The sequence below is a fragment of the Fibrobacter sp. genome (genome assembly GCF_017545445.1).
In the GTDB taxonomy this organism is placed as follows: Bacteria; Fibrobacterota; Fibrobacteria; order Fibrobacterales; family Fibrobacteraceae; genus Fibrobacter.
Genome location: NZ_JAFWOM010000133.1, coordinates 54,576 through 79,148 on the forward strand (window position 1 = coordinate 54,576; position 24,573 = coordinate 79,148).

Annotated in this window: 21 protein-coding genes; 17 read left to right on the forward strand and 4 right to left on the reverse strand. The window is 46.3% G+C overall.

Annotation, left to right across the window (positions count from 1 at the left end):
• Nucleotides 1-7: 7 nt before the first annotated feature.
• Genes IKG78_RS14650 through IKG78_RS14660 form a run of 3 tightly spaced genes read right to left on the reverse strand, consistent with a single transcriptional unit; the run spans nucleotide 8 to nucleotide 1,621 of the window.
• A complete protein-coding gene (locus IKG78_RS14650) occupies nucleotides 8-742 on the reverse strand; it encodes a Spy/CpxP family protein refolding chaperone (protein ID WP_290944805.1) in 735 nt (244 codons plus the stop codon).
• Nucleotides 742-1,083 (reverse strand): hypothetical protein, encoded by a 342-nt coding sequence (locus IKG78_RS14655; protein ID WP_290944808.1) that lies wholly within the window; start codon nucleotides 1,081-1,083, stop codon nucleotides 742-744. Before IKG78_RS14655 ends, IKG78_RS14650 begins: the two co-directional genes overlap by 1 nt.
• Nucleotides 1,076-1,621: a sigma-70 family RNA polymerase sigma factor gene (locus tag IKG78_RS14660; RefSeq protein WP_290944810.1), complete on the reverse strand. Its 546-nt coding sequence runs from the start codon at nucleotides 1,619-1,621 to the stop codon at nucleotides 1,076-1,078. Before IKG78_RS14660 ends, IKG78_RS14655 begins: the two co-directional genes overlap by 8 nt.
• Before the next feature lie 171 nt (nucleotides 1,622-1,792).
• Between IKG78_RS14660 and IKG78_RS14665 the strand changes: the two genes are divergently transcribed.
• From IKG78_RS14665 to IKG78_RS14745, 17 genes are all read left to right on the forward strand, one after another.
• Nucleotides 1,793-2,605, forward strand: a complete 813-nt coding sequence (locus IKG78_RS14665; protein WP_290944811.1) for a DUF1538 domain-containing protein — start codon at nucleotides 1,793-1,795, stop codon at nucleotides 2,603-2,605.
• Nucleotides 2,590-3,324, forward strand: a complete 735-nt coding sequence (locus tag IKG78_RS14670) for a DUF1538 domain-containing protein (RefSeq protein ID WP_290944812.1) — start codon at nucleotides 2,590-2,592, stop codon at nucleotides 3,322-3,324. The genes IKG78_RS14665 and IKG78_RS14670 overlap by 16 nt, the downstream gene beginning before the upstream one ends.
• 8 nt (nucleotides 3,325-3,332) lie before the next feature.
• Entirely contained in the window at nucleotides 3,333-3,746 is a 414-nt protein-coding gene (locus IKG78_RS14675) for a hypothetical protein (RefSeq protein ID WP_290944813.1), read from the forward strand.
• Between the two features lie 2 nt (nucleotides 3,747-3,748).
• Nucleotides 3,749-4,099 (forward strand): P-II family nitrogen regulator, encoded by a 351-nt coding sequence (locus IKG78_RS14680; protein WP_290944814.1) that lies wholly within the window; start codon nucleotides 3,749-3,751, stop codon nucleotides 4,097-4,099.
• Between the two features lie 324 nt (nucleotides 4,100-4,423).
• A complete protein-coding gene (locus IKG78_RS14685) occupies nucleotides 4,424-4,858 on the forward strand; it encodes an iron dependent repressor, metal binding and dimerization domain protein (protein ID WP_290944815.1) in 435 nt (144 codons plus the stop codon).
• Between the two features lies 1 nt (nucleotide 4,859).
• Nucleotides 4,860-5,144, forward strand: coding sequence for a FeoA family protein (locus tag IKG78_RS14690; RefSeq protein WP_290944816.1), 285 nt, complete (start codon nucleotides 4,860-4,862; stop codon nucleotides 5,142-5,144).
• Nucleotides 5,144-8,101, forward strand: a complete 2,958-nt coding sequence (feoB, locus tag IKG78_RS14695; RefSeq protein ID WP_290944817.1) for a ferrous iron transport protein B — start codon at nucleotides 5,144-5,146, stop codon at nucleotides 8,099-8,101. Before IKG78_RS14690 ends, feoB begins: the two co-directional genes overlap by 1 nt.
• Nucleotides 8,102-8,384: 283 nt before the next feature.
• Nucleotides 8,385-9,539, forward strand: coding sequence for a hypothetical protein (locus IKG78_RS14700; protein WP_290944818.1), 1,155 nt, complete (start codon nucleotides 8,385-8,387; stop codon nucleotides 9,537-9,539).
• Nucleotides 9,540-9,830: 291 nt separating this feature from the next.
• Nucleotides 9,831-10,391 (forward strand): DUF3793 family protein, encoded by a 561-nt coding sequence (locus tag IKG78_RS14705; protein WP_290944819.1) that lies wholly within the window; start codon nucleotides 9,831-9,833, stop codon nucleotides 10,389-10,391.
• Between the two features lie 38 nt (nucleotides 10,392-10,429).
• Nucleotides 10,430-10,858 (forward strand): flavodoxin, encoded by a 429-nt coding sequence (locus tag IKG78_RS14710; RefSeq protein WP_290944820.1) that lies wholly within the window; start codon nucleotides 10,430-10,432, stop codon nucleotides 10,856-10,858.
• Nucleotides 10,859-11,148: 290 nt separating this feature from the next.
• Nucleotides 11,149-11,358, forward strand: coding sequence for a DUF1490 domain-containing protein (locus IKG78_RS14715; protein ID WP_290944821.1), 210 nt, complete (start codon nucleotides 11,149-11,151; stop codon nucleotides 11,356-11,358).
• 389 nt (nucleotides 11,359-11,747) lie between these two features.
• Nucleotides 11,748-13,847 (forward strand): heavy metal translocating P-type ATPase, encoded by a 2,100-nt coding sequence (locus IKG78_RS14720; protein ID WP_290944822.1) that lies wholly within the window; start codon nucleotides 11,748-11,750, stop codon nucleotides 13,845-13,847.
• A gap of 106 nt (nucleotides 13,848-13,953) precedes the next feature.
• A complete protein-coding gene (locus tag IKG78_RS14725; RefSeq protein ID WP_290944823.1) occupies nucleotides 13,954-15,147 on the forward strand; it encodes a hypothetical protein in 1,194 nt (397 codons plus the stop codon).
• A gap of 450 nt (nucleotides 15,148-15,597) precedes the next feature.
• Nucleotides 15,598-16,635, forward strand: a complete 1,038-nt coding sequence (locus IKG78_RS14730; RefSeq protein WP_173475043.1) for a PDDEXK nuclease domain-containing protein — start codon at nucleotides 15,598-15,600, stop codon at nucleotides 16,633-16,635.
• A 238-nt stretch (nucleotides 16,636-16,873) separates the two neighbouring features.
• Complete coding sequence (locus tag IKG78_RS14735; RefSeq protein ID WP_173387928.1) at nucleotides 16,874-17,422, forward strand: hypothetical protein; 549 nt, start codon at nucleotides 16,874-16,876, stop codon at nucleotides 17,420-17,422.
• Nucleotides 17,409-21,065, forward strand: a complete 3,657-nt coding sequence (locus IKG78_RS14740; protein ID WP_290944825.1) for an ATP-binding protein — start codon at nucleotides 17,409-17,411, stop codon at nucleotides 21,063-21,065. The genes IKG78_RS14735 and IKG78_RS14740 overlap by 14 nt, the downstream gene beginning before the upstream one ends.
• 1 nt (nucleotide 21,066) lies before the next feature.
• Nucleotides 21,067-21,966, forward strand: coding sequence for a hypothetical protein (locus tag IKG78_RS14745; RefSeq protein WP_290944826.1), 900 nt, complete (start codon nucleotides 21,067-21,069; stop codon nucleotides 21,964-21,966).
• An 11-nt stretch (nucleotides 21,967-21,977) separates the two neighbouring features.
• Here IKG78_RS14745 and IKG78_RS14750 read toward each other — a convergent pair whose 3' ends face one another.
• Nucleotides 21,978-24,335 carry an MMPL family transporter gene (locus IKG78_RS14750; protein ID WP_290944827.1) on the reverse strand — a complete coding sequence of 786 codons (2,358 nt, stop codon included), beginning with the start codon at nucleotides 24,333-24,335 and terminating at the stop codon, nucleotides 21,978-21,980.
• Nucleotides 24,336-24,573 lie beyond the last annotated feature (238 nt).

Here is a 24,573-nt window from a genome sequence, read left to right on the forward strand (position 1 = left end):
GCAAGAATTAATCGTCGTGTTCAGGGTTATGTTCGCGGTCGCCTTTGTCGTGCTTTTTCATGCGGTCGAACTGTAATGCCTTGAACTTTTCCAGCTGTTCTTTGGTGAGAATCTTGTTGAATTCCTTCACGCCGTTGATTCTGTGGTTGAGCAATGCTTCTTGTGCCTTGAGGATGCCTGCTTTTGCTGCGGCGATTTTCTTGTCGTCGTTAGCGTCGAGTGCTTCACGGAGTGCTTTCTCGGCTTCTTTCTTTTGTTTGCGAAGCACCTTGAAGGTCGAATCCATCAATTTGCGTTGCTGCTCCAAAGCTGCTTTTTGTTCGTGGGTGACTTGCAGTACGGAATCCATGAAAGCGGCTCCTTTTTTGAAGTCAAACTTCTTGTCAAACTTTTTGCCGTCTTTGAAACGGTCGCCTTTAAAGTGTTCGTCCATGAAGTGCTGGTCGCGAGGCTGTTCGCCGTGGTGGAAGTGTTGCCCATGATGAGGGCCTTCTTCGCGGAATTCGCCGTGGTGACGTTTGCAGCAGTCCATTTTTTTCTTGCAACAGTTACCTTGTTTCTTGCAGCAGTCGCCTGCTTCGCCAATTCTAGATTCGCAAATTCCTTTTTTTGAACAACATGTTGCGGCCTTGCTAGCGCAGAAACTGCCAGAGTTGTTGAATGCGAAGGCTCCGATGAAGAAGCCGAGGGAGCAAGCAAAGATGATGAGGCTTGCAATGAATGTTTTTGTAGAGTCCTTCATTATTTTGTCTCCTCTAATAAATAGCTGATGGAACTGTATGTGTCTAAATTTTCAAGTTCGTCGTCGCTTGTTTCGCCGAGGTCGTTGTACCACGAGACGAGTTCGTCACTGGCGATGCTTTGTACGAGAATCGCTTCGGAATCCATGCGGTTGACGGCTACAAATGCGGTGATGAACGCAACGGCGATAAAGCTTGCGGCGAGCACGTACTTGGTACGTGTTTGTATAAAATCAATAAATTTATTTTTGCTGGAAGAATCGAGTCTTGCGCAGACCGTTTCCCAAGAGGATTCCCTGGGCTTGATTCTTTCGAGTCTTGAGAAATCGATTTGATCACGCATAGTTCATATTCTCCTGTAAATAGTTCTTGACGACGGTTCTTGCTCGACTGAGTCTTGCCTTGATGGTTCCTTCGGGCATGTCGTAGATTTCGGACAAGTCTTTGACGCTGAGTTCTTCGGCGTCTTTGAGCCAAAGCATGCTTCGCGTTTCGGCGGAGAGCTTTGAAAGTCCAAATTCCAAGAGTTCCGGGTCGTAGTCTATTTGCTCTTCGTGTTTGCTTCCGATGGCGGATGTCGTCAGAAGCTCGATGTGTTCGCCTTCGAGTTCTGCGTGGCGTTTCTTGGAACGCAGTCTCATGAGGCATTCGTTTACGGTAAGGCGGAACAGCCAGGTGCTAAGAGCGCTTTCACCACGGAAGTTCTTGATCTTGCCGGGAACTGAGACGAAAATATCCATCAAAACATCTTCGGCTTCGTCGCGGTTCTTGAGCATTCTGAACGCAAGGTTCAAAACGTTTGTGCTGTGGGATTTCCACAGCATGCCAAGCGCTTCGCGGCTTCCTTCTTGAATTTTCTTTATGATGACTTTTTCGTTCATTTCGTTATTTTTGATGTGCAGGGTTTTGTGTTGGTTGCATGAATACTAAAATTTTTTTTTGTTTATGCTGGCCCCGGCACGGAGGCCGGGGTGACATGTAGGTTGCTTTTTTTATTGTCACCCCGGATTTATTCCGGGGTCGCCATTTCCTTTTAATTATATTTTACATCGATGCAAAAAATTCTTTTTGAAAAATTGAAAGAGGCTTTTGCCTCTGTTTTGCCAATCACGCTTATCGTGTTGTTGGTGTCGCACACTCCGCTTGTTTCTTTTTCGGTGAAAGAGCAGATTGTTTTTTCGATCAGTGCAGTCTTTTTGATTGTGGGGATAGGGCTTTTTAACTTGGGGGCGGACCTTGCCATGACTCCGATGGGGGCGTATGTGGGTTCTGGGCTTACCAAGTCGCGGCGTCTCTTGCTGCTTGTGTCGGTGTGCTTTGTGATGGGCGTGCTCATCACGGTCGCAGAACCGGATTTGTCCGTGCTTGCAGAACAGGTGAAAAATGCGGTGAAGCCGGGGCTTTTGATTGCGACGATTGGCGTTGGTGTCGGGCTATTCTTGCTGCTTGCGATTTTGAAGATTGTGTTCAAGAAAGATTTGTCGGCAATTATCATTTTCTTTTATATGGTGCTGTTCATGCTTGGGATGCTCATGGTGTCTGTCGGGCGGAACGCTTTTGTGCCGCTTGCGTTTGATTCTGGGGGCGTAACTACAGGGCCGATTACGGTGCCGTTCATCATGGCTCTTGGCGTGGGTGTTGCTGGGGCGATTGGCGGCAAGAATGCATCGGAAAATAGTTTCGGCTTGATTGCACTTTGTTCTGTAGGGCCGATTATCGCGTTGATGGGATTGGTCGTTTTTTCGAAGGGCGATTTGACATACGAGCTTTCGACGGCGGCGTATTCGGTAGAAGCGAGTCTTGGCGAACACTTCTTGCCTACGATTTGGGAGGTTGCAAAGAAGTATTTGTGGCTTTGGCGTTGATTGTCGTGTTCTTTTGTGCGTTGCAGTTTACAGTGCTCAAACTTCCGTTGGTGAAGCTTGTGCAGGTGGGCGTTGGGATTTGCTATACGTTTGTGGGGCTTGTGATATTCCTTACTGCAGTGACGGTCGGGTTCATGCCGATTGGCTTTGAAATAGGTTGCGAACTTGCAAAACGCCCGTATGCTTTGGTGACGGCGGGCTTTATCATCGGCATGGTGGTGGTGCTTGCAGAACCTGCGGTGCATGTGCTCAACAAGCAAGTCGAAGAAGTGACGGGCGGACTTGTGACGAAACGCTCCATGCTGATTGCTCTCTCGGTGGGCGTGGGCGTTTCGATTGGGCTTTCGATGTTGCGTATCATTATAGGTTTCCCGATTATTTATTACTTGTTGCCGGGTTACTTTATTTCGCTTGCGCTTTCGTTCTTTGTGCCGAAACTTTATACGGCGATTGCGTTTGACTCGGGCGGCGTGGCGAGCGGTCCTTTGACTTCGAGCTTTATTTTGCCTTTGGCGATAGGTTCGTGCTCGGTGATTCACGATGGCGGCGATTCCATTTTGAATTACGCATTTGGCATTGTGGCGATGGTCGCGATGACTCCGCTTATTACCATCCAGATTCTTGGCTTCAAGGCGATTGTTGCAAAGCTGTTGCGCAACAGGATGATGATGCGTCGCTTGCAGGATGCCGATGATGAACAAATTATTGATTTTGTGTAGAGGTTCCTGTGGCTGAAGAAAATAATTTGACAAGAAAACCGATTGTACGTAAAAAGGTTCATTCCAAAGTTTCGATGAATCGCTTGAAGATTCTCGTGACGACGGTGATGCGGTCGAAGGCCGACTTTTACATGGACTATATCCAGTCTTTTGGGGCGAATATGCAATTTGTTCTTTATGGACATGGAACGGCCCCACGTGAAATTTTGACGGCGTTAGGGCTTGCAGACCCTGAACGTGCGGTGATTGTCAGTATCATCGGCGAAGATCATGTGCCTGCCGTTCTGGAATGCCTTGAAGAAAAATTCAGGACGATTGTGAATGGAAAAGGCATTGCCTACACGATTCCGATGGCGAGCGTGATTGGCAAGTCTGTGTTTAACTTTTTGAGCGATAACCGTTCCCAGGTGGGGAGAAAATAACCATGGCCACGAATAGTCACGAACTTATTATTTGCATTGTGAATAACGGATTCTCCGATACTGTGATGGAAGCGGCGAAGGATGCCGGTGCACGTGGCGGCACGGTATTGAATGCTCGCGGAACGGCAAACAAGGAAGCGGAATCGTTCTTCCATATCGCAATACAGCCTGAAAAAGAGATTGTGCTGATTCTTGTACCGGTGAACGTGAAAGATGCGGTGTTGCATTCGCTTTACGAAAAGGCCGGCCTTGATACGATGGGGCAGGGGATTGCGTTCTCGCTACCGGTTGATAACGTTGTCGGGCTCACGCCGTGGAAAGCTGACGCCAAGGCTGCCGAGAAGAAAGCGTAGTTGTTAATAGTTATTGGTTATTAGCTGTTAGACTAATTCGAAATAGTTAAAGCGTCATCCTGGAGCCTTTGTAACTAAGCGAAGCCGTTTTGCCTTTAGCCCCGGCCTCTGAGCCGGGGGATAGGATCCGGTTGATTTTTACTCCTTCACTTGGAAGTAATCGGTTTTGGGGTGTTTTGTGATAGTTTTTATCTATACCTATAGATGGTTTAAAACTCCATTTGCAAAAAAATAAAAGTTTAGCCTTGACTAATTAGCCTAGGCTTACTAAATTTAGTCTTGTCTAATAAACTTAGGCGACGTTAACGTAAAAGGATCATCAATATGGAAAACAATCACGTGAAGCTCAGCCAGAGCCTCGAAGACTACTTGGAGATGGTGCACATGCTGCGCCTTGCGAACGGAATTGCCCGCGTCAAGGACATTGCAGCCGCCCTTTCCGTAAAGATGCCTTCTGTGGCAAAAGCGATTCTTGAACTTAAAAAGCTGGGCCTTGTGACTCAGGAACCCTATAGCGGTGTGGAACTCACCGAGGAAGGGCGTAAGGCGGCTGCCGATGTGCTGAACCGCCATATTCTTTTGAAGGGCTTTTTGATCCGTCTCGGCGTTTCCGAAGCGATTGCTGACAAGGACGCTTGTAGCATGGAACATATTCTCTCGGCTGAAACCCTTTCGACAATCGAGGACTTCATGAAAAAAGGTTCTGAAGGCGTCGTTGCGAAAAAGGCGAATGCTTTAAAGGCAAAAAAAGGAAAATAAAATGGGTTGTAATTGCGGTTGTGGAGGCAAAACCTCTACAAAAAAATGGGATCTTGAACCAAAGTTTTCCGACCTCAAGAAAGGCGATAAAGTGGAAATACTTGGCTATAACGAGGGCGATGCCCGCTACAAGTCCAAGCTTTTGTCGATGGGGCTTGTTCGTGGCGTGACGCTCGAAGTTTTGCAGGTGGCTCCACTCGGTGATCCGATTGAAGTCAGTGTTCTTTCTTACCGTTTGTCGCTTCGCAGACAAGAAGCGAACGTTCTTAAATTGAAGAGGGTCTAATGGCTCCGAAGCTTTTTACAATCGCTATTGCCGGTAACCCGAACTGCGGTAAAACGGCTCTATTTAATGCTCTTACGGGCGCTCGCCAGAGTGTTGGTAACTGGCCTGGCGTGACTGTCGAAAAGAAGGAAGGCTTTTTTGAAATTGGTGACCAGCATATCCGCGTTGTGGATTTGCCGGGTACATATGCGCTCTTTGCGAATGCGGAAGACGAACGCGCCGCTGTCGATTATTTGCTCACTCGCGAAGCCGACCTTATTATTAATATCATTGATGCCTCGAACATCGAACGCAATTTGTTCTTGACCACGCAGCTTGTCGATATGCAAATCCCGATGGTGATTGCGGCAAACATGATCGACATTTCTGAAAAGCGCGGCCTGCATTTGGACTTGGATATTCTTGCGGAACGTTTCGGCGTGCCGGTGATTCCGCTTTCTGCTGTGAATGAAAGGAGCATCACGAATTTCATCAGCCAGATGGCGCATGTTATCGCGGGCAAGAAGATGAAGCCCAAGACGATTGATTATGGCGAGAATGTCGAAAAGGCTATTGATTATTTGAAGCCGAAGGTGGAGCCCGTTGCAAAGCTTTTGGATACGGATGCCCGTTGGGTTTCCCTCATGTACTTGGGCAACGAAAAGAGCTATGCAGATAAGTTTGCAGAAGCAAAGGTTCAGATTAATAAGGCCGAAGTGACTGCCATTCTTGGCGAAGAAAGCGAATTTGCAATGGCGGATTCTCGCTACAGCATGGCTCACGAAATCGCAAGCAAGACGATTCTTTCGAGCCGTACAAAGAGAACTTGGTCGGACAAGCTCGATTCTGTGCTCTTGAATCGCTGGGCTTCGCTCCCGATTTTCCTCTTGGTGATGTATTTGGTGTTCTGGGTTGCCGTGACAATCGGTAGCGCGTTCATTGATTTCTTTGACGTGCTGTTTGGTGCCATTTTCGTGGATGGCCTTGGCTACGTGCTCACGGATGTGCTGCATGCGCCGGGCTTTGTGTCCGCAATTTTGGCAGACGGTGTGGGTGCCGGTATCCAGACGGTTTCGACGTTCATCCCGGTCATTTTCTTCATGTTCCTTTGCCTTTCGTTCTTGGAAGACTCTGGCTACATGGCGCGTGCGGCGTTTGTCGCGGACCGCTTTATGCGATTCCTCGGTTTGCCGGGTCGTGCGTTTGTGCCGATGATGGTCGGCTTTGGTTGCGGCGTGCCGGGCATTATGGGTTCTCGCGTGCTCGAATCCAAGCGTGAACGTTTCCTCACGATTTTCCTTGTGCCGTTCATGAGCTGCGGCGCTCGCCTTCCGGTGTATGCGCTGTTTGCGGCTGCATTCTTCGGAACGCAGGCCGGGACGGTGGTGTTTGCCCTCTACCTTGCGGGCGTTCTCTTTGCAATCGTCTATGGCTTGATTCTTCGCCGCTCCTTGTTCGTGGGTGAGGCCAGCAACTTTGTGATGGAGCTGCCGCCTTATCACTTGCCGAAGTTCAAGTCGCTCATGATCCATTCTTGGCTCCGTCTGCGAGATTATGTTATCCGTGCCGGTAAGGTGATTACGATTGCGGTTGCCATTCTCGGCTTCCTCAACAGTTTTGGCTTTGTTGAAAAACTTTATACGGAAATCAACGGCGAAAAGACTGAAATCGTGAAGAGCGAAGAAGGCTACGCCATGGTGCAGGACGAAAAGGAAGTCCCGCTCCCCGAAGGTGTCGTGATTGACGAATCCAAGGTCCAGACGGAAAGCGAATTTACTGCAGGTAACGGCGATTCCGAAAACAGCTTGCTTTCTGTGATCGGTAAGGCGATTACCCCGATTTTCGAACCGTTCGGTGTCGAATCGAACAACTGGCCGGCTTCTGTGTCGTTGTTCACTGGCCTCCTTGCTAAGGAAGCTGTGATTGGTACGATGAACTCCTTGTACTCCATGGCGGGTCCTGGCGACGTGTCAGACGAAAGAACGCTCGCCGGTGGCTCGCTACAGACGAAAGACGAAAGAATAGGTGGTGGGGAAAGCCTTCCCCTCGCTCCTGCCGCTGACGCGGCATCCGCTACCCCTTCTAGCGGGGACACCCCGCAACGCCCCATTGCAGACGAAAGACGAGAGACGAGAGACGAGAGAAGTGATGTAGTCGCTGCTGACTCTGCTGTCACTGATAGTGCTGTAGAAAAGGTCGCTGAGCCCGCCGAAGCGCCCGCTGCCGCAGTGTCCGCTGAAGAAAAGCCTCTCATCGCTGGCGTGGATGAATGCCCTGCCGAAGAAGAGGAAGAAGGTGGCGCTCCGAACATCGGTGCTGCGTTCCTCGAAGCCCTCGGCACGATTCCTGAAAACTTGAGCGAAGTCTTTGGTTCCCTCACGGACATTCTCGGAACATCTGGTGAACTCGAAGCGCAGAATGCCGCAGAGCTCAAGAAAGTCACGCTCGATAAGATTCTTGAAGCCAAAGCGATTACTTGCGAAGAATATGCTTCTATCGAGACCTTCAGCGAAGATGAAGGTGCCGACAAGGCTCGCGAGGCGGTGTTTGCAAAGCTCGCTGCTGCAGGCCTCACGCTGAGCGAAGATGAAATCGGCGCTCTCGAAGAAGGAGACCTGAGCGAAACTGCTGACATTTACGCTAACCTCCGTTCTTACTTCCACAATCCGGACAAGAACGGAAACCCGGTCGATGGATTTAACTGGCAGGTGTTTGCGTTCCTCATCTTCATCTTGCTCTATGTGCCGTGCCTTGCTGCGATGGGTGTCGTGGTTCGCGAAATCGGCCTTGGGCTCGGCGTGCTGATGGCGGTGGTGCAGACGGTTCTCGCTTGGGCTGTCGCGGTACTCCTCTACCAGGTACCGGTCGGTGGCAATGTGTTCTGGATTGTAAGTTCGATCATCGTGCTTGTGGCTACGTTCGTGTTCCTCAAACTCTTTGGTATGAACGCAAATAAGAAAGGGCGTTTCGAAGACTAACCTGTATTTGAGTCAAGAATCATTATTAAGGGCTGGCGGCCCGAAAGCTGTCAGCCCTTAATTAAACGCCTTAAATTAGACAAAGCTAACAATAATAGAGGAGGCTAATATATGTGCGTGGAGAAAAATGATTCTGAATGGATAGAACTGAAAAAAAGTTGGCACGCTCTTTGCTTAAAGAATAGTAAAAAGGGCGAAAAGCCACGGATTTTGTAACACAAAATGTAAAAAGCTGACGGAGTGTTACAAAAACGAAGAAATAAGTCCGTCATGGGAGTGAATTATGAAGACTCGTTTAACTTCAAATCTTTTGTTTGGTCTTGCAGTTGCCTCTGTCCTTGCCGTTCCGGCTTTTGCCGATGATGCTGAGCCTACGGCGGTTTCGACTAGCTCGCCGGCTGTTGAATCGAAGGGCCCTGAAGTCAAGTTCTCTGGCGAAGTAGAATTTGACGCCTACACAGGTGATGTCATCAACGAAGATTTTAAGAGTCACAGCTATGCATCAACATTTGATTTGAATGTCGATGTCAAATTTAACGAAAAGTGGTCTGCATCCGCACAGCTCGAAGCCGATGGCGAAACGACGGATCCGGCTGCTATTTACAATGGAGCTTTTGTACAGTTTGCACCGAATGAAAAGTTTGCCGTGAAGTTTGGCGACTTGACGTTCTCGGAAGGCGCTTTCCTCAATTATTACGATTATGACGATCCGGCAGACAATGCCGCCGGTATGGCAGAACACGATATCCGAGGAGTTGAAGTTGACTTTAATGGCCTTGTTTTTGGGATTGGCTTTGGTCGCGGTGACAACGACAATAAAATCTGCGTTGAAGAAGATGGTGAAGAAACGTGCGTAGGTGTTGCATACAACCTTCACCTCGCTTACGAACTTGGCTTTGGCGAAAGTACACTCCGTCCTTACTTTGATTACAAGTCTTATCAGGAGCCGAAGCATAATGAACTTCATGCAGGCCTTGAGGCAAACTTGAAGTTTGGCGGTTTCGGCTTCCACTTCGTTTATGGCTTGCATGCAGACAATCTTAAAGAAGATCATCCTGATGCAACGCATGCGATTCTTGCGGAACCGTCGCTGGATTTAGGCATGTTTAATGTCAAGGCGACCGTGTTCTTCGCTGCAATTGACAAGAAGCATCCGACTGTTCATGACGAAGAAATTCCTGAATATTTCTTTGTCTATGGTGAACCGGGCGTGAAGATTAACGACGCAATTGCTCTTGGCCTCCCGATTGAATACCATACTCGCAGTACGAACAAGGACGATAAACTTTCGACGTTTGACATTGGCCTCCGTGCTTATGCCACTCCGGTCGAAGGTCTTGAAATTACTGGCTTTGCGATGGTTGATGTCCCTGTCGGAGACGATGCTGGTGACGATACCGCTCTCAAATTCGGCCTCGAAACGGTATTTGCTTTCTAACAAACTAATTCTAATTTTTGCCATAGGATGAAAATCCCCCGCCTCGATGAATATCGTGGGCGGGATTTTTGTATAGATGAAAATAATTAGTTTTAGCTAACTTTTGGATTGCTCTGAGTCTATTTGGAGTAGAATTTTACTTTGTTATTTTCTAAAATAAGTATAAAGATAATTTGCCATAGAACCTCAGCTAGCGTATAGGATTCGTTACCTCATGTATGCTGGATTAGGTTATCCCGCCCACGGCGGAAGTCGTCGGCGGGATTTTTTTTGCTTTTGTTTAGGTTGTTCATGATTAAAAATCTGGATTCTCGTTTAGTTCGCCATTGTGCACCGACGCTTGCGGGGCTTAAGGCGGGTAATCTTTTTTGCCTTGATATTGCTGATGGTGTTGTGCTTTGCAATGTGCTTGCCAGGTGGAATCAAATGCTGAATCCCAAGGGCGTTACTGCTCGCGTTGTTGCGGAACGATGTGGACGTTATTTTATCTATGTTTATCGTAATAGCGCTTTACAGAATTTAGGATGTTCTCGCGAGGTGTGCAATTTTTTGAAAGGTTTTGGCTATAGCTGCTTTGATGCTGAATCGCTGTTGAACTTTTTTCAGGTGCGCATGACGCGATCGGTGTGCTTTCCGCACGAAGTTGGAATTTTTTTGGGATACCCATTACAAGATGTGAAAGATTTTATAGCGTATGGCGGGAAAAATTACAAATTGATTGGATGCTGGAAAGTTTATAATGACGTGCCGAATTCGATGCACATTTTCGAGGTTTATAAAAAGTGTCACAAGATATTCAATGAACGTTTTGAACAGGGCGATTCTTTGGAAGAATTGACCGTTGCAAGTTGACAAATTTGAAAATCATTTCATATTAAAAGGAAAACAAAATGAATAAAATTGCTGTTATTTTTTGGACGGGTACGGGTAATACCGAAATCATGGCGAATGAAGTGGTCGCTGGTGCTAAGGAATCGGGTGCCGATGTGACGCTTTTCAATACGTCTGCTTTTAAGGTGGAAAATGCCAATGAGTTTGACAAGTTTGCTTTGGGTTGCCCGGCAATGGGTGCCGAAGAACTTGAAGATAGCGAATTCCAGCCGCTTTATGATCAACTGAAAACGCAAATTTCGGGCAAAAAGGTTGTTTTGTTCGGTTCTTACGGCTGGGGTGGCGGCGAATGGATGAATCCGTGGAAAGAAGATGCTACAAATGCGGGCCTTGTTCTTGCTGATGATCCGCTTGCTATTGAAGGCACTCCGGATGATGCTGGCAAGGAAAAGTGCCGTGAACTCGGCAAGGTTCTTGCTTTGTCGTAATCGATAGCCGTTCTCTTCGCGTCATCCTGGAGCGTAGTTGGTTATTGTCATCCTCGACCGTCAGGGAGGGGATCCACAAAATGTTAGTGAGTCTAACAAAATTAGAGAGTCTAACATTGTTAGAAATTCACTAACAATGTTAGCGTCGGTCGCGTGAAACTCAACTGCGACGCGGGGTCGCGTGAGTTATATATTTAGTTTGTTTATAATTTACAATTGGCGGGGAGAGTATCTAATTTTTAAAAGCGGACAGGTGTTCCGCTGATTTTTCTTTAATAAGGAGAATGATTATGTCGATGTTCAAAAACGAAAAATTCTGGCTCGTTGTTGCCGGTGCTGTGGGTTCCGCAGTCGCAAAGAAAGTGCTCAAGGCCAAGAAAACTCGCGAACTCGCCGTTCAAGGACTTGCTCATGGCATGAAATTCACTGCTGACGCCAAGGCCGCATTCCAGGATATGAAGGACGAAGCCAACGATATTTGCAACGACGCCAAGGCATAAGCAGGATTGAATTAGACGAAAGAACGGACCTGCGGTCCTACAGACTACAAATGTAAAAGGCGAATGTTGCTGGGCTGCTTGCGGACCTATAACTGAGCCAAGCATTTGGAACTTGTTCAAAGACGAGAGAAAGGTATTAAGTAATAGGGGACAGATTGTAGGAAAATAATCGCGGCGGAGCCGCCTTGCAATAGACGTGAAAAACGCGTGATACTCGTCCTAACTCCTAATTCCTAATCACAATGATTTCGTCATACTGAGTCTAACGGGCGAAGTATTCAGTTACATGTTTCGCTGGACATATCAGTCTTTTTACGGCTAATTTCAATGGACACGCGAAGCGTGTGTAACTAGACCTATCGCCTACAACCTATAACCTAAAACCTCTTATGAAATTCAGAATCGTTTACGATAAGCCGGGGCGTTTGCGTTTGCGTGCCGGAGCGTTTGCTTTTGATCGTGAGTATGAAGCGCGTGTTCACAAGGCATGTGTTGGCGTGCCTTGCGTAAAAAGTGCCGTGGTGCATAGCGCCAATGGCGGGCTATTGCTTGAATATGAGCCGCAGAACGGCGATTACGGCGCGAGTCGTAACCAGATTCTTGAATTTGCAAAATCGCTGAACCCCAAATCGCTGCCGGAATGCGATGGCGAAACGGAATACCAGTTGCAATCTCTTGATGACGGCTTTAAGGCAAGTCTCATGGGGATGATTGCGCGTCGTTATTTGTTGCGCTGGTTTGTTCCGCTCCCCATCCGCACGGCGATTACAACGATTCGCGGGTTGCGTTATGTGGCACGCGGAATTTCGACGCTCATGAGTGGAAAACTCACCGTTGATGTGTTGGACGGTGCCGCCATTGGCGCTTCGCTGTTGCAACGCAATTACGAATCTGCCGGAACGGTCATGTTCCTTTTGGGCGTGTCGGGCTTGCTGGAAGATTATACCAAGGCTCGCACGCGTACGGCGCTTACAGGGAGCCTTGCCGTAAAAGTCGATAAAGTCTGGGTCGTGAAAGATGGCGTGGATACGCTGATTGAACTCAAGAATGTCCAGGTCGGCGACTTGGTGCGTGTGCGTTCAGGCAGCATGATTCCTGTGGACGGACGCGTCATGGAAGGTGAGGCCTTCGTGAACGAATCGACGATGACGGGTGAATCTAAGGCGGTGATGAAAACTCGCGGCAAGACGGTGTTCGCGGGAACCGTCCTGGAAGAAGGTGCGATTGTCGTGAAGGTCCGCGCGGTCAACGGCAATACGAAAATCCAAAAAATTATTGAGCTGATAGACCACAGCGAAGACCTGAAGGCGAGTGTGCAGAGCCGTGCCGAACATTTGGCCGATAGCATCGTGCCGTTCAGTTTCCTCGGCTTTGGGCTCACGCTTTTGTTCACGCAGAACATCTCTCGTGCGGTTTCCATCTTGATGGTGGATTACTCTTGCGCGATAAAGCTCTCGACTCCGATTTCCGTGATTTCTGCGTTGCGTGAAGCGGCGGATATGGACATGACGGTAAAGGGCGGCAAGTATCTCGAAGAGTTTGCGGTTGCGGATACGATTGTGTTCGACAAGACGGGAACGCTTACGAAGGCGGAACCGCGTCTTGAAAAGATTATCCCGTTTGGCGGTCGCAGCGAAGATGAAATCTTGAAAATTGCGGCATGCATCGAGGAACACTTCCCGCATAGCATGGCACGTGCAATTGTGAAGGCTGCGCTTGAACGCGGAATCGCTCACGAAGAAGAACATGCCGATGTCAAGTACATTGTGGCACATGGCATTGCGACAGCGCTTGACGAAAAACGTGCGGTTATCGGCAGCAAGCATTTTGTGATTGAAGACGAAAAGGTGAATGTGTCCGAAGATGACCAGCGCATCATCGATAAAGAAGCGGGGGCTGCGTCTGTGATTTACCTTGGCATCGGTGGTGAACTTGCCGGCGCCTTGTGCATTAGCGACCCGCCTCGCGAAGAAGCTGTGGTTGCCATTCGCAGATTGCGTGAAAACGGCATCAAGAATGTGGTGATGATTACGGGCGATTGCAAAAATGCGGCTGAACGCGTAGCGGAACTTTTAGGAATCGATACGTTCTTCGCTCAAGTTTTGCCCGAAGATAAGCACCATTATGTGGAACAAATGAAGTCCGAAGGCAAACGCGTAATTATGGTAGGCGATGGCATCAACGATGCCCCTGCACTTGCTGCGGCAAACGTCTCTGTCGCCATGAGCGATGCTTCGGACATTGCCCGCGAAACAGCCGATGTGACGCTCCGCCGTGAGAATCTCGAAGACCTTGTGGAACTGCGTCTCTTGAGCCAAAAGCTTATGGAACGCATCATGATGAATTACCGCTTTATCGTGACGTTCAATACAAGCTTGCTTGTAGGCGGTTTTCTCGGGCTCCTCTCGCCGACAACGTCTGCCTTCTTGCACAACGTATCGACCATGGGCATTTGCGCAAAAAGCATGACGAAGCTGAAAGTGACGTAAGAAGATTCCTACATGACATCGGCTATGCTGCACGGGTCGCGGGAATGATAACGCTAAGTTTCGCTCTAGCTAAATGCTGGGGCGATTTTTTTATAATTTTCTGACTATGAATAATTTTCGCTCCATCGATGAACTCATTCAGGCTCTTTCTCGCGAGAAGGCTTTGCTAAAAGAAATGTTTGCGAAGCGAAAAACGCTCTCGTTTCGCATGGATCTGGCGGAGCCACTTGTCGATTACAAAATGTCGCGTATTCAGTATTTGGTGGATTATGGCATCATTCGTGACAACGGAAATTTTTTGGAACTTGAAGATGTTTATCTCAAGTTCTTCGAAGAGGTTCTTGAAGTCAACGAAGAAATCAATGTCGAAAGCGTCAAGGCGAATATTGACCATCTGAACGAAACTATCGAATATTACTTGCAAGAAACGAATGAATCGCAAAAGTACAATTACTTGCGCGAAGTGCGTCGAAGCTTGAAAAACATTGCACTCAATACAAAGCGTAACGTCATAGACTTGAAGCGTAATGTCGATAACACTTACAAGAACGAACCAAATTACAAAATCAAAAAGGCGAAACTCAAGCATCTCGATGAAAAACGCGACGGTATCAAGTTGCAGATAATTGAAGCGGAAAAAGTGATAGACAATCAGGCTGCATTTTTTAAAATTGCGATGGATGCGGATTTGCGAATTGTGGTTGATGATTTGCGGTATGACTTGAACGAGTCTTCGCACAACTTAATAGAAATCGAAAAGCAGATTATCGAATATCTGAACTTGATTGATTACCAAAGCGAACTATTGAAAAAGATTCGCTTGGTGAAATATTTCCGCGATCAGCAAGTGCTCGAAACGAATACTGATGTTACGAACGTTCTGGCGAGTCGAAACCCTGTTTGGATGGAACCGAATGTGGGCTACAGAATCAAGGTATCGCTCGATTGGCTGAGAGGAAGCGACGACGGACTCTCTGTATTGCGTGAAGTGCGTGGCCGAAAGCAGAACTGCAACAACCTTCGAAAAAAATTGGCAGACCCGCTTGACGAAAGTGAAATTGCCGCACAGAATATCGTCATCCCGATGGTCGATCAGACCGAGATGAAAAACGGATTCATGGCGACGAGTACGGATTTGTTTTACTATGTCATGAATTACAGTTATCCCTACGAAATTGATTTGGAAGGAAAACTGGTGCTCTTTTGCCAGCTTGCATCGCAGTTCTCGGACGAATTTGAAATTACGGACAAGTACGAAGAAGCGTATGGGTACGAATATCCGCTGATATATCCGAAGTGAGTGCAAAATTTGCACCTCAAGTTGGGGCGGCAAAGATACGCTCCCTACACGTTTACCGAGCAAGGCATTTATATGCTTATGTACATTCTCAAGGGCAATTTGGCTGTGCGTCAGAGCATCGCTCTAATATGTTTGTTCAAGAAAATGAAGGATTACATTGCCTCGGAAAATCAACAAATGCTTGGAAACACTGGCCTAGTGGAAAATTCCTTACAGATGGCGCAGAATGCTGTGCGAAAATGCGAAAAATGTGAGTGTGCGGACTTTCAGCGAGGAATTGAACGGCGATGTACCACCCGATAGTGGAGGAATTGAAGAAAGTGTCGGCAGTGGGTAAATTTTAAGAGCAAATTTTGAAAAATGTCATAATATGACATTTGAAGAATGTATATTTGCTAAGCAGAAGAAAAGACCCGCAATTTCAAGCTTGTTTGCGGGCTGGAGTGAAAAATGAAGAAAAAGACAGGAAAAGAAATAGAGATTCCCCAAAACCAGAGCAATGGGTACAAGAATCTTGTAACGCAAATAGGTTCATTGCTGATTGAAAGCCGTAAACAGGTGTTTCAAGCAGTGAACTCCACTCTCGTAAATACCTATTGGCAAATCGGTCGTCATATTGTAGAATATGAACAAGGCGGCAACGCGAAGGCCCAATATGGGGCAGAACTGTTGGATAACCTCGCTAAGGACTTGACCGCGCAATTTGGAAAAGGGTTCAGTCGTTCGAACTTGATCTATATGCGTAAACTTTTTACGGCATTTCCAATTCGTGAGACGCTGTCTCACAAATTGAGTTGGAGTCATTATTTTGAAATTTTAAAAGCTGATTCTGATCTCGAAATAGGTTTTTATACAAGACAATGCGAAAACGAGAACTGGAGCGTCAGGGAACTCAAGCGTCAGATGAAAAGTCTGCTGTTCCATAGGATTGCCTTGAGCAAGGACAAAAAAGGTGTGCTGGAAATAAGCAAGCAAGGAGTCCAAACGCAAAAGCCTGAAGATATCGTAAAGGACCCTTATATTCTGGAATTTCTTGGTGTAAACGAAGAACAGAAATACCTTGAAGGAGATATCGAGGAAAAGGTTGTCGCCAACTTGCAAACATTCTTGTTGGAGTTCGGCAAAGGCTTCGCTTTTATCGGACGGCAGTACAAGATGCAAATTGGCGCCAGGCTGTTCAAAGTAGATTTGGTGTTCTACAATTACAATCTCAAGTGCTTTGTTCTTATTGATTTAAAACGAGGCGAAATCGAGCATTACGATGTGGGGCAAATGAATATGTACTTGAATTTCTTCAAAAAAGAGGTTTGCGCCCAGGACGACAATCCGCCTATCGGAATCGTACTCGGAGCCTACAAGGACCAGTTGTTGATGGAATACGCGATGCAGGGCATAGAAAACAATTTGTTTGTAAGCAAGTACCAACTTTATCTCCCCAAACGCGAGGAATTGCAGGGCGAACTTGAAAAAATTCTTGCGGAGAAATGACATACGGTTTTCGTGGCCAACGATGTTTTTCTTTGCAAATCGAATGTCCGGCGATGTACCCTCCGATAGTAGAGGTGCTATGCACAGGATTATCGCATCAAAAAATGACGCAATAAATGGATGCGATAAACTCTTAAAAATAACATGAGTTTTTTTACAAGAAATACTTTGCGTATTATTGAATGTTTCGGGTAAAATTACTCTGCGTACTGCTGAACTTTTATATTTTTCTTTTATGCTGAAATACTCCAAGGAAATTTTTGACATTTTGAGCAAGGGCTCGTTCATTTCGATGAACAGCGTTTCGCAGGCGAACCGTGCATATTTCGACCAGATTGAAGATGATTTTGAAAGCTACCGTGAATATTACGAAGGTATCGGCTTTGTGCTGGAGAGTGGTAACGGGTATTTTTACTTTTCGCGGCATGAGCAGAGGGTGAATGCGGTTGACAAGCTCTTGCGTTTTTGTGACTGGATTGACCGTCTGGATTTTTTGAAAACTTTCAATTCTGCGTTCGGCTCAGGATTCGTTTTTACCAAGGCGAAAATTCTGGAACGGATTTCATGCGATATGGAACTGAAGGATAAAGCGGTCAAGCTTTATGCCGACAAGAAGGTTTTTGCAGATGTAATCGACAGGTTGACCGATGATTTGATGAAAGCGGGTTTTGTGGAATTGGAAAACGACTTGGAAGGATTGTACAAAGTGACATCTGCATTCCATTATCTCGAAGAATTGGTGAATTGTTTGAATATTGTGGAGGGAGCGGAAAATGAGATCCCTTAACAAGATTGTCTTTATCAACAGTGCTCATGTGCGTTATGCGGAAATTGGCCTGAACGGTAATGTTCATTTGATTGGTACGCAGGGCGTGGGTAAGAGTACTCTTTTGCGTGCAATTCTCTTTTTCTACAATGCGGACAAGCAAAAGCTTGGAATCCCAAAAGAGAAAAAGTCTTTTGACGATTTTTATTTTGAACAGTCAAATTCTTATGTTGTCTATGAAGTGGAACGCGATGAGTCGGCATTCTGCGTGTTGGTAAGCAAATCGAATGGTCGTGCGGTATTCCGTTTTATCGATTCTCCGTACAAAAAGGAATGGCTGATTGACGATAATGGCGAAGTGACTGCTGAAATGGCGACTGTTCGCACTCGGTTGAACGGTTGCTATATGAGCCCGATTGTCGATCGCTACGAAATGTTCCGCGACATTATTTACGGCAACCATCAGGCGGTGATGCGGAAGGAATTTTTCAAGTTTTCGATTGCGGAAAGTAGCCGCTACCAGAACATTCCGCGAAGCATTCAGAATGTTTTCCTCAACTCTAAACTCGATGCAGATTTTATCAAGGAAACAATAATTCAATCGATGGATAGCGAAAGTTCGTTTATCGACTTGGGATATTTCAGGCATCAAGTTTCGGAGTTCGAGCAGGAATATAACGATATCGGGCTTTGGTTCACGACGAACAAGCGAGGCGAATGCGAGACGCGGCTTGATGCCGACCGCGTTGTTAAAATTTATCATTCGCTTTTGGGACTCAAAAAGAATATCGAGGATTGTGGCAAGCAACTGAATTATTCTTATCGCGTGGCTAAAGAGCAACTCCCGTCGATTGCGATTGAAATTGAAAAATCGAATGAAGCCTTGAACGATACGATTCGCCTGATTAGTGAAGAAAGTGGAAAGTTTAACAAGGAACGCGACGGGTTAAATGCGGACTTGACGCTTGTTAAGGATAATTTGAAAAAGTGTCGCGATAAATTCCAGGAATACCAAGCAAAGAATATTGATGAGATTCTGAAAAAACAGGAACGCGAAGGCTCCTTGAAAATCGAGAAAGAACGATTGGAAGAACGTCGCCGCCTCCTGACTCGTGAATATGAAGATGTCGCCGAAAAGTTTGAGAATTTGCTGAAACAAGTTTCGCGGGCTTTGGAAGAATTTAAGCAAAATCAGAACATTCGCCTGAACGATAAAAATGCGGAGTTGTTGGAACAACGGCAGCGGGTGCTCGAAAAATTTGAACAAATGCGAGAAACGATTGTTGCTCGGTTTGATGAAAAACTGGTAAGCGTAAAAAATACAATTAATGCCTTGAATGCAGATCGTGTCGCTTGCGAAAAGGAGCTGCTAAGGCTTCAGTATGAACATCCGTTTAAAGATAAAATTAATGAATGCGATGAACAACTAAAATCATTGAATATTCACGAAAGTGAAACGAAGGTGCTGAAGTCTGCATGCCAAGCGGAGTTGAACAAACTTTCTGCTCAACGAGATGCCGAGCTGGAACGCAATCGCGTTGAATACGAAAAAGAGAATGATGCCTTGGTTGCGGAAAATCGAGGCTTTGCCGCTCAGCTCAAAAGCCTTGACGATTTGCTGGAACGGCAAAAGGGTTCGCTTTATGAATGGCTTAGCCAGAATAAACCGGGTTGGGAAAATTCTATTGGCAAGGTAGTCGATGAGGAATCGGTTCTGTACAATACGGATCTTTCTCCGGAACTTGTAGATGGAGACGCTCTTTTCGGCGTGAAAATCAATCTTGAAGATTTGCCGATTCGTGTGCGAACGCCCGAAGAAATTGCGACCGAGAAAAAATCAATTTTGAAGTCCGTTGAAGACAACAAGTCAAAACAGACGGAATTGTCGGATGCTCTTGAAAAGAATAATTCGGCGGTAGAACGCTCGTATGCCCCTAAGATTAAGCCGCTTTTGGAAAATATCAGAAACGCCGAAAATGAACTCGTGCAGATTCCGATAAAGCGTAAGCGTTTGGAAAATGAACGCGAAAAATGGATTCGCGATGATGCTGCGAAAATTGAAAAACGTAAGAATGAAATTCAGTCGCAACAGAATGTCATCTCTGAAAAACTGTTGAATGCCGAGGAACAGCAGAATAAAATTATCGCAGATAAAAATCGCGAACTGAAAGCAAACGAAAAAGCGAAACAGCAAGAAAATGAATCTCTTCAAAATGCGTTTAATGATTTCCGCGTGCAGATTCTTGCAGAAATTGAAACACGAAAGAACGAAGCGGAAAACGAGCGTAAATTGTTGTTGCAGCAGCGTGACGAAGAGTTGAAAAATAAGAATGTCGATGTCAGCGTTTTGAAGGAATGCGAAGCGGAAATTGATAATGTACAGCAACAGCTAAACGAAATAGAACGGAATCGCGATTTTGTCGCTCGTTATCGATACGACAAGCAGGAATTCTTCGATCATGAAGACGAATTCAAAAATGAAAAACGCGATTTAGAAAGTCGTTTGAACGATTTGCAACAAAAGTTCAATGCTCGCAAGGAACGCCTTGAAGCGAAGCGAGCGGAACAAAATAAAATTTTGCAGCAGAACCGCGAAACGGATCGCAAATTGAAGGAGTCCGTTGAAGAAACGGATAAATTCTCCGTTTCAAGTTTCTGCCCAGAAAATATAAAGAGCGTTGGCGAAACACCGAATGCCCGTCTCTGTACTGAAATTTTGACTGAACTCAAGGAATCGTTGATGAACGCTCAAAAGCGAAGCAAGGAACTTGAGATGTCTATTAACAAGTTCAAGGGGCGTTTTTCCAGACGTAACACGTTCAAGTTCAAGATGGAATTGAATAGCGAAAGCGATTTCATGGATTTTGCGGACAATTTGAGCGACTTTTTGTTGAACGAAAAGATTGAGGAATATCGCAAACGTACGAGCGGTCGATATTCCGACATTTTGGCTCGCGTTGCAAAAGAAGTTGGCGATGTTACGCGTCAAAAATCTGAAATCGAGAAAATTGTTTTGAATATTAATCGCGATTTTGTCGAAAAGAATTTTGCAGGCGTAATCAAGAGTATCGCTTTGCGTACCGAAGAATCGAATGACAAGCTGATGCGTTTGATGCTTGCGATGCAGAGATTCTATGCAGAAAATCAGTATGCGTTGGGTGAATTAAACTTGTTCTCAATGGGCGATACGGAAAGTGCGAATCGCGGAGCGGTTGATTTGCTTTTGCAATTTGTGAAGTCACTAAATGACGAACCAACGCGTAATACATTGAAACTTTCGGATGCGTTCCGCTTGCAGTTCCGCGTACAAGAAAACGATAACGATACTGGATGGATTGACAAAATTTCTAATGTGGGTTCCGAAGGTACGGATGTACTCGTGAAAGCAATGGTGAACATCATGCTCATCAATGTTTTCAAGACGCAGGCTTCACGCAAGTTCGGCGAATTTAAACTCCACTGCATGATGGATGAAATCGGAAAACTCCACCCGAAGAATGCAAATGGCATTTTGAAATTTGCGAATAGTCGAAACATTTATTTGGTGAATGGTTCTCCCACAACGCAGAGTGTATCGGAATACCGCTACACATATTTGCTCGAAAAGAATGCAAAATCGCAAACCGTGGTAAGGCCGTTAATGACAAGAGCTCTAGGAGTGTAATTTGGCGTACAATATTACAACAGCGTTATTGAATAAATTGATAGTTCTTGCCAACGGAGGTGAACTCCCCGCAAGCGACTGTAAAGGAGTTATTTTTGCCGAATTGCTGAAGGAAGGTTTGCTGATTTCATTCCCAAAAGGACGAGGTTCTTTTTGCAAAGCTCCAAATGGAAATGCTTTACGAGCTTATCTAGCCATTCGAGATGATGCGTTCAAAGATTTAGAAAAAAGCGAAGAGATGTATCGTAGGCTTTCTTGGGCGGACAGTAGCATCAGACCGTTGGCCATGCGAAAGGAACAAGCTGTATCAACAGGTAATTCAAAAATTCGAACTGCCCGTAGTTGCAAGGGATTCTTGGTAAACTGCTATGAACCGATACCAGTGAGTCTCAATGGAAAACATTTTGATTTGAATCCGCCTGATGGTTCATACGTTTTCATTGCGGACTATGAAAATTTCTTTATCCCTGAAAATGTGATTGTTGTGGGAATTGAAAATATGGAAAATTTCCGCTACATCGGACGACAAAAAACACTTTTTAAACAAATTGTTCCTTTTACAAAGCCTCAGCCGTTGCTTTTTGTAGCTCGCTATCCGCAGTCTGGTGATTTAATTCGTTGGCTCTGTGAAAATGACAATTATTATGTGCATTTCGGTGACTTTGATCTTGCTGGCATCAATATCTATCTTACCGAGTTTTATGCCAAACTTGAGGAGCGTTCCGCTTTCTTTGTTCCAAATGATGCTGAAAAACGCATTGAAAACGGCAGCCGCGAACGCTACGACAACCAGATTCTGAAATTCGAGAATATGAAAGTGACCGATTCGAGAGTTCAACCGCTTGTGAATCTAATCAAGAAACATCACAAGTGTTACGACCAAGAAGGATATATCGAGTAGCTGAAATCTTTTTACGAGCGTTTCTCTCTCCCATACGGCTTGGTGACATATACAAGGGCTGTGGTGAGCGTGTAATCGGCAATGAGGGCTGCGGCAAGGCCAATGATGGAAAGTAATCCGACGTTGTACAATGCGCCCATCGGGCTGAAGATGAACACAAAGAACATCGCGCATAGAATGAATGTGGTCATGCCCATTGTCTTCCCGATTTCGCGGTAAGAGAGCAGCAGCGCTTTTTTGTAGCTGCCCGTGCGCTCGTAACCGTATTTGATGTGATTGTTCATGTGGATGGTGTCATCAACGGCGATGCCCAAAATCATCGGCATTACGATCATCGTTATCATGTCAAGTGGCATTCCCGAATAGCCCATGACGCCACCGATTAAAAGCACGGGGGCAACATTTGGAATCATGCCGATGAGGCCAGCCTTGATGCTCCCGAATGCGAGAATCATCATGATAGCAATAATCACGAATGAACCTCCGAATGAACGCAATAATCCGTTCACTAGCTTGCCGTTCATTTCGGCGTAGTTTACGACTTCACCGACGATTGAAGTTTTGGCGTCCGGGAAAATTTGCGCGGCATACGATTTTGCGGAATCGAGGTCTTTAACGATTTTCTTGGCATCGTACCCAGATAGTTCTATGTGGATGAATGTTGTTTTGTAGTCTTCGTCCATGCGTTCAAAGAGTGCGTCGGCATCTGAAATCTCGTAGAGGAACAGCAATTGCGTGAGCATGTCTTGCGCGTCGGGAATTTTGTAGTATTCCGTGCTGTCGGCGTTCAGCGTACGGTTCATTTCTTTCACGAGTCGCGTTACGGATTGCACGCGGGGCTTGTCGCCTGAAATTTTTGTGAGCTGGAGCGTGCCGAGTTTTTGTTCAAGCGTTTCGATGCGTTTCATGTTGGCGGGATTTTTAAGCGCGTCGCTTTCGTTGAATTCGACCATCACATTGAAATCGTAGAGGCTTCCGAGTTTTCCGCTAAGCATGTCCATGAGCCTTGTGACGAACGGGATTTTTTCGCCCATCGTTTTTGTGTAGTCCATGTTCACGTCAATGTTCATCACGCCTGGAATTTGCAACAACATTATGGCGGCGGAAATTGCGGCGATGATGCCGCTGTGCCTGCAAACTTTGCGACCGAAGAATTCAAAGAGAATGTCGGCTTTGGTGGCGCCGGCCGCTTTCACTTCTGTCGGGTCGGGTTTTGCGTTTTTGCCGAAGCTCATGAGAATCGGAATCAAGATGATGACGTACAGGTAAACCATGAAGACGATGCCTGCCGAAATGCCGCCAATCCAGCGGATCGGGCGGATGCCAGCGAACAAGAACGAAATCAGCGAGGCTACGGTAGTGATAACAGTGAAGAGAATTGGCCAACCGGTTTCTTCGACAGCGTTTATGACAGATTCGCGGCGGTTGCCCGTGCGCCTAAAATGCATGCGGAACGAATTGATGTAATGGATGGAATAGCCGACTGAAAGTGCCATGCCCAAAAGTACGGGGAGTGCGACCATGCTTTCGTCGCCAATGATGCCGAGCCAGGCGTTTACACCGAGAACTGATGCGATTCCTCCGACGGTTGCAATGGCGGGGACGATGACTCCGCGCAAAGAGCGTACGAATAAAATAAGGCATGCGAGCATGACGGCGAAGCCGAAGATGATGCGCATAGCGCATTCACGCGAGATGACTTCGTTTTCTTCCATTTCGGTGTAGCTCATGCCGGTTGGGAGCATCTCGAACTTGTCGCTTTTGAATTCATCGGAGAGAATGACGTTGCGAGCGAAAGGTGCGATGCTGTCTTTGCCGAAATCGATGCCGCCTTCGTATGATTTCAACGAGAGAATAACCCATGTTTCTTTGGCGTCGTCAGAGACGATGTTGTTCACGAGAGATTCACGGCTCATGATAAGCGATTTCTTGGCGGCGAGCTGTGCTGAATCTGTCGGGATGCCGCTTTCGAACGGGTCTATGACTTCAAAGCCCTCGTTGTTTGCGATGGGAATGGATAAGTTATGCGTGAGTGAAACGACGCGGTCAGCGTAAGGGACTTCGTTTTCGAGGCGCTTGGAAAGTCGGTCAATGGCGCTTAAAACTTCGGGTGCAAAAACATCGTTAGCACGGACCATCACCATATAGCCGTCATCGCTGCCGAAAACGTCATTGAAGTGCGCTTGGTCGATTTTGACTTTGTCCCAATCGTCAAACCATTCTTCTTCGCTGCTGGTCATTTGCAGTTGCGGAAGCCCGAGACATGCAATGAAAGTTACAAGAATTGTTACAAGTAAAATCAGCCAACGGAATTTGATTTGAAAACGCCCCAGACGGGCGAAAACTTTATTAACGCGAGAAACTTGCATAACATCCTCCCAAAAATTTTGCCCGAAAATAATATAACGTGTAGCGTTTTTCTACTCCAATCGGACGCACTCAAAACGTGGGTGGATATAGTATGTGTTTGAAAAGTTAAACGGGGCTAAATCGCGTCTAAATGGAGTAGAATTTAATGATGAAATTTCTCTATTTTTGCCCCGAAAAAGTATCCACAATCGGAACTGTTTAAGGAGATTCCCGATGGTTCGGCAGACTCACCAACCT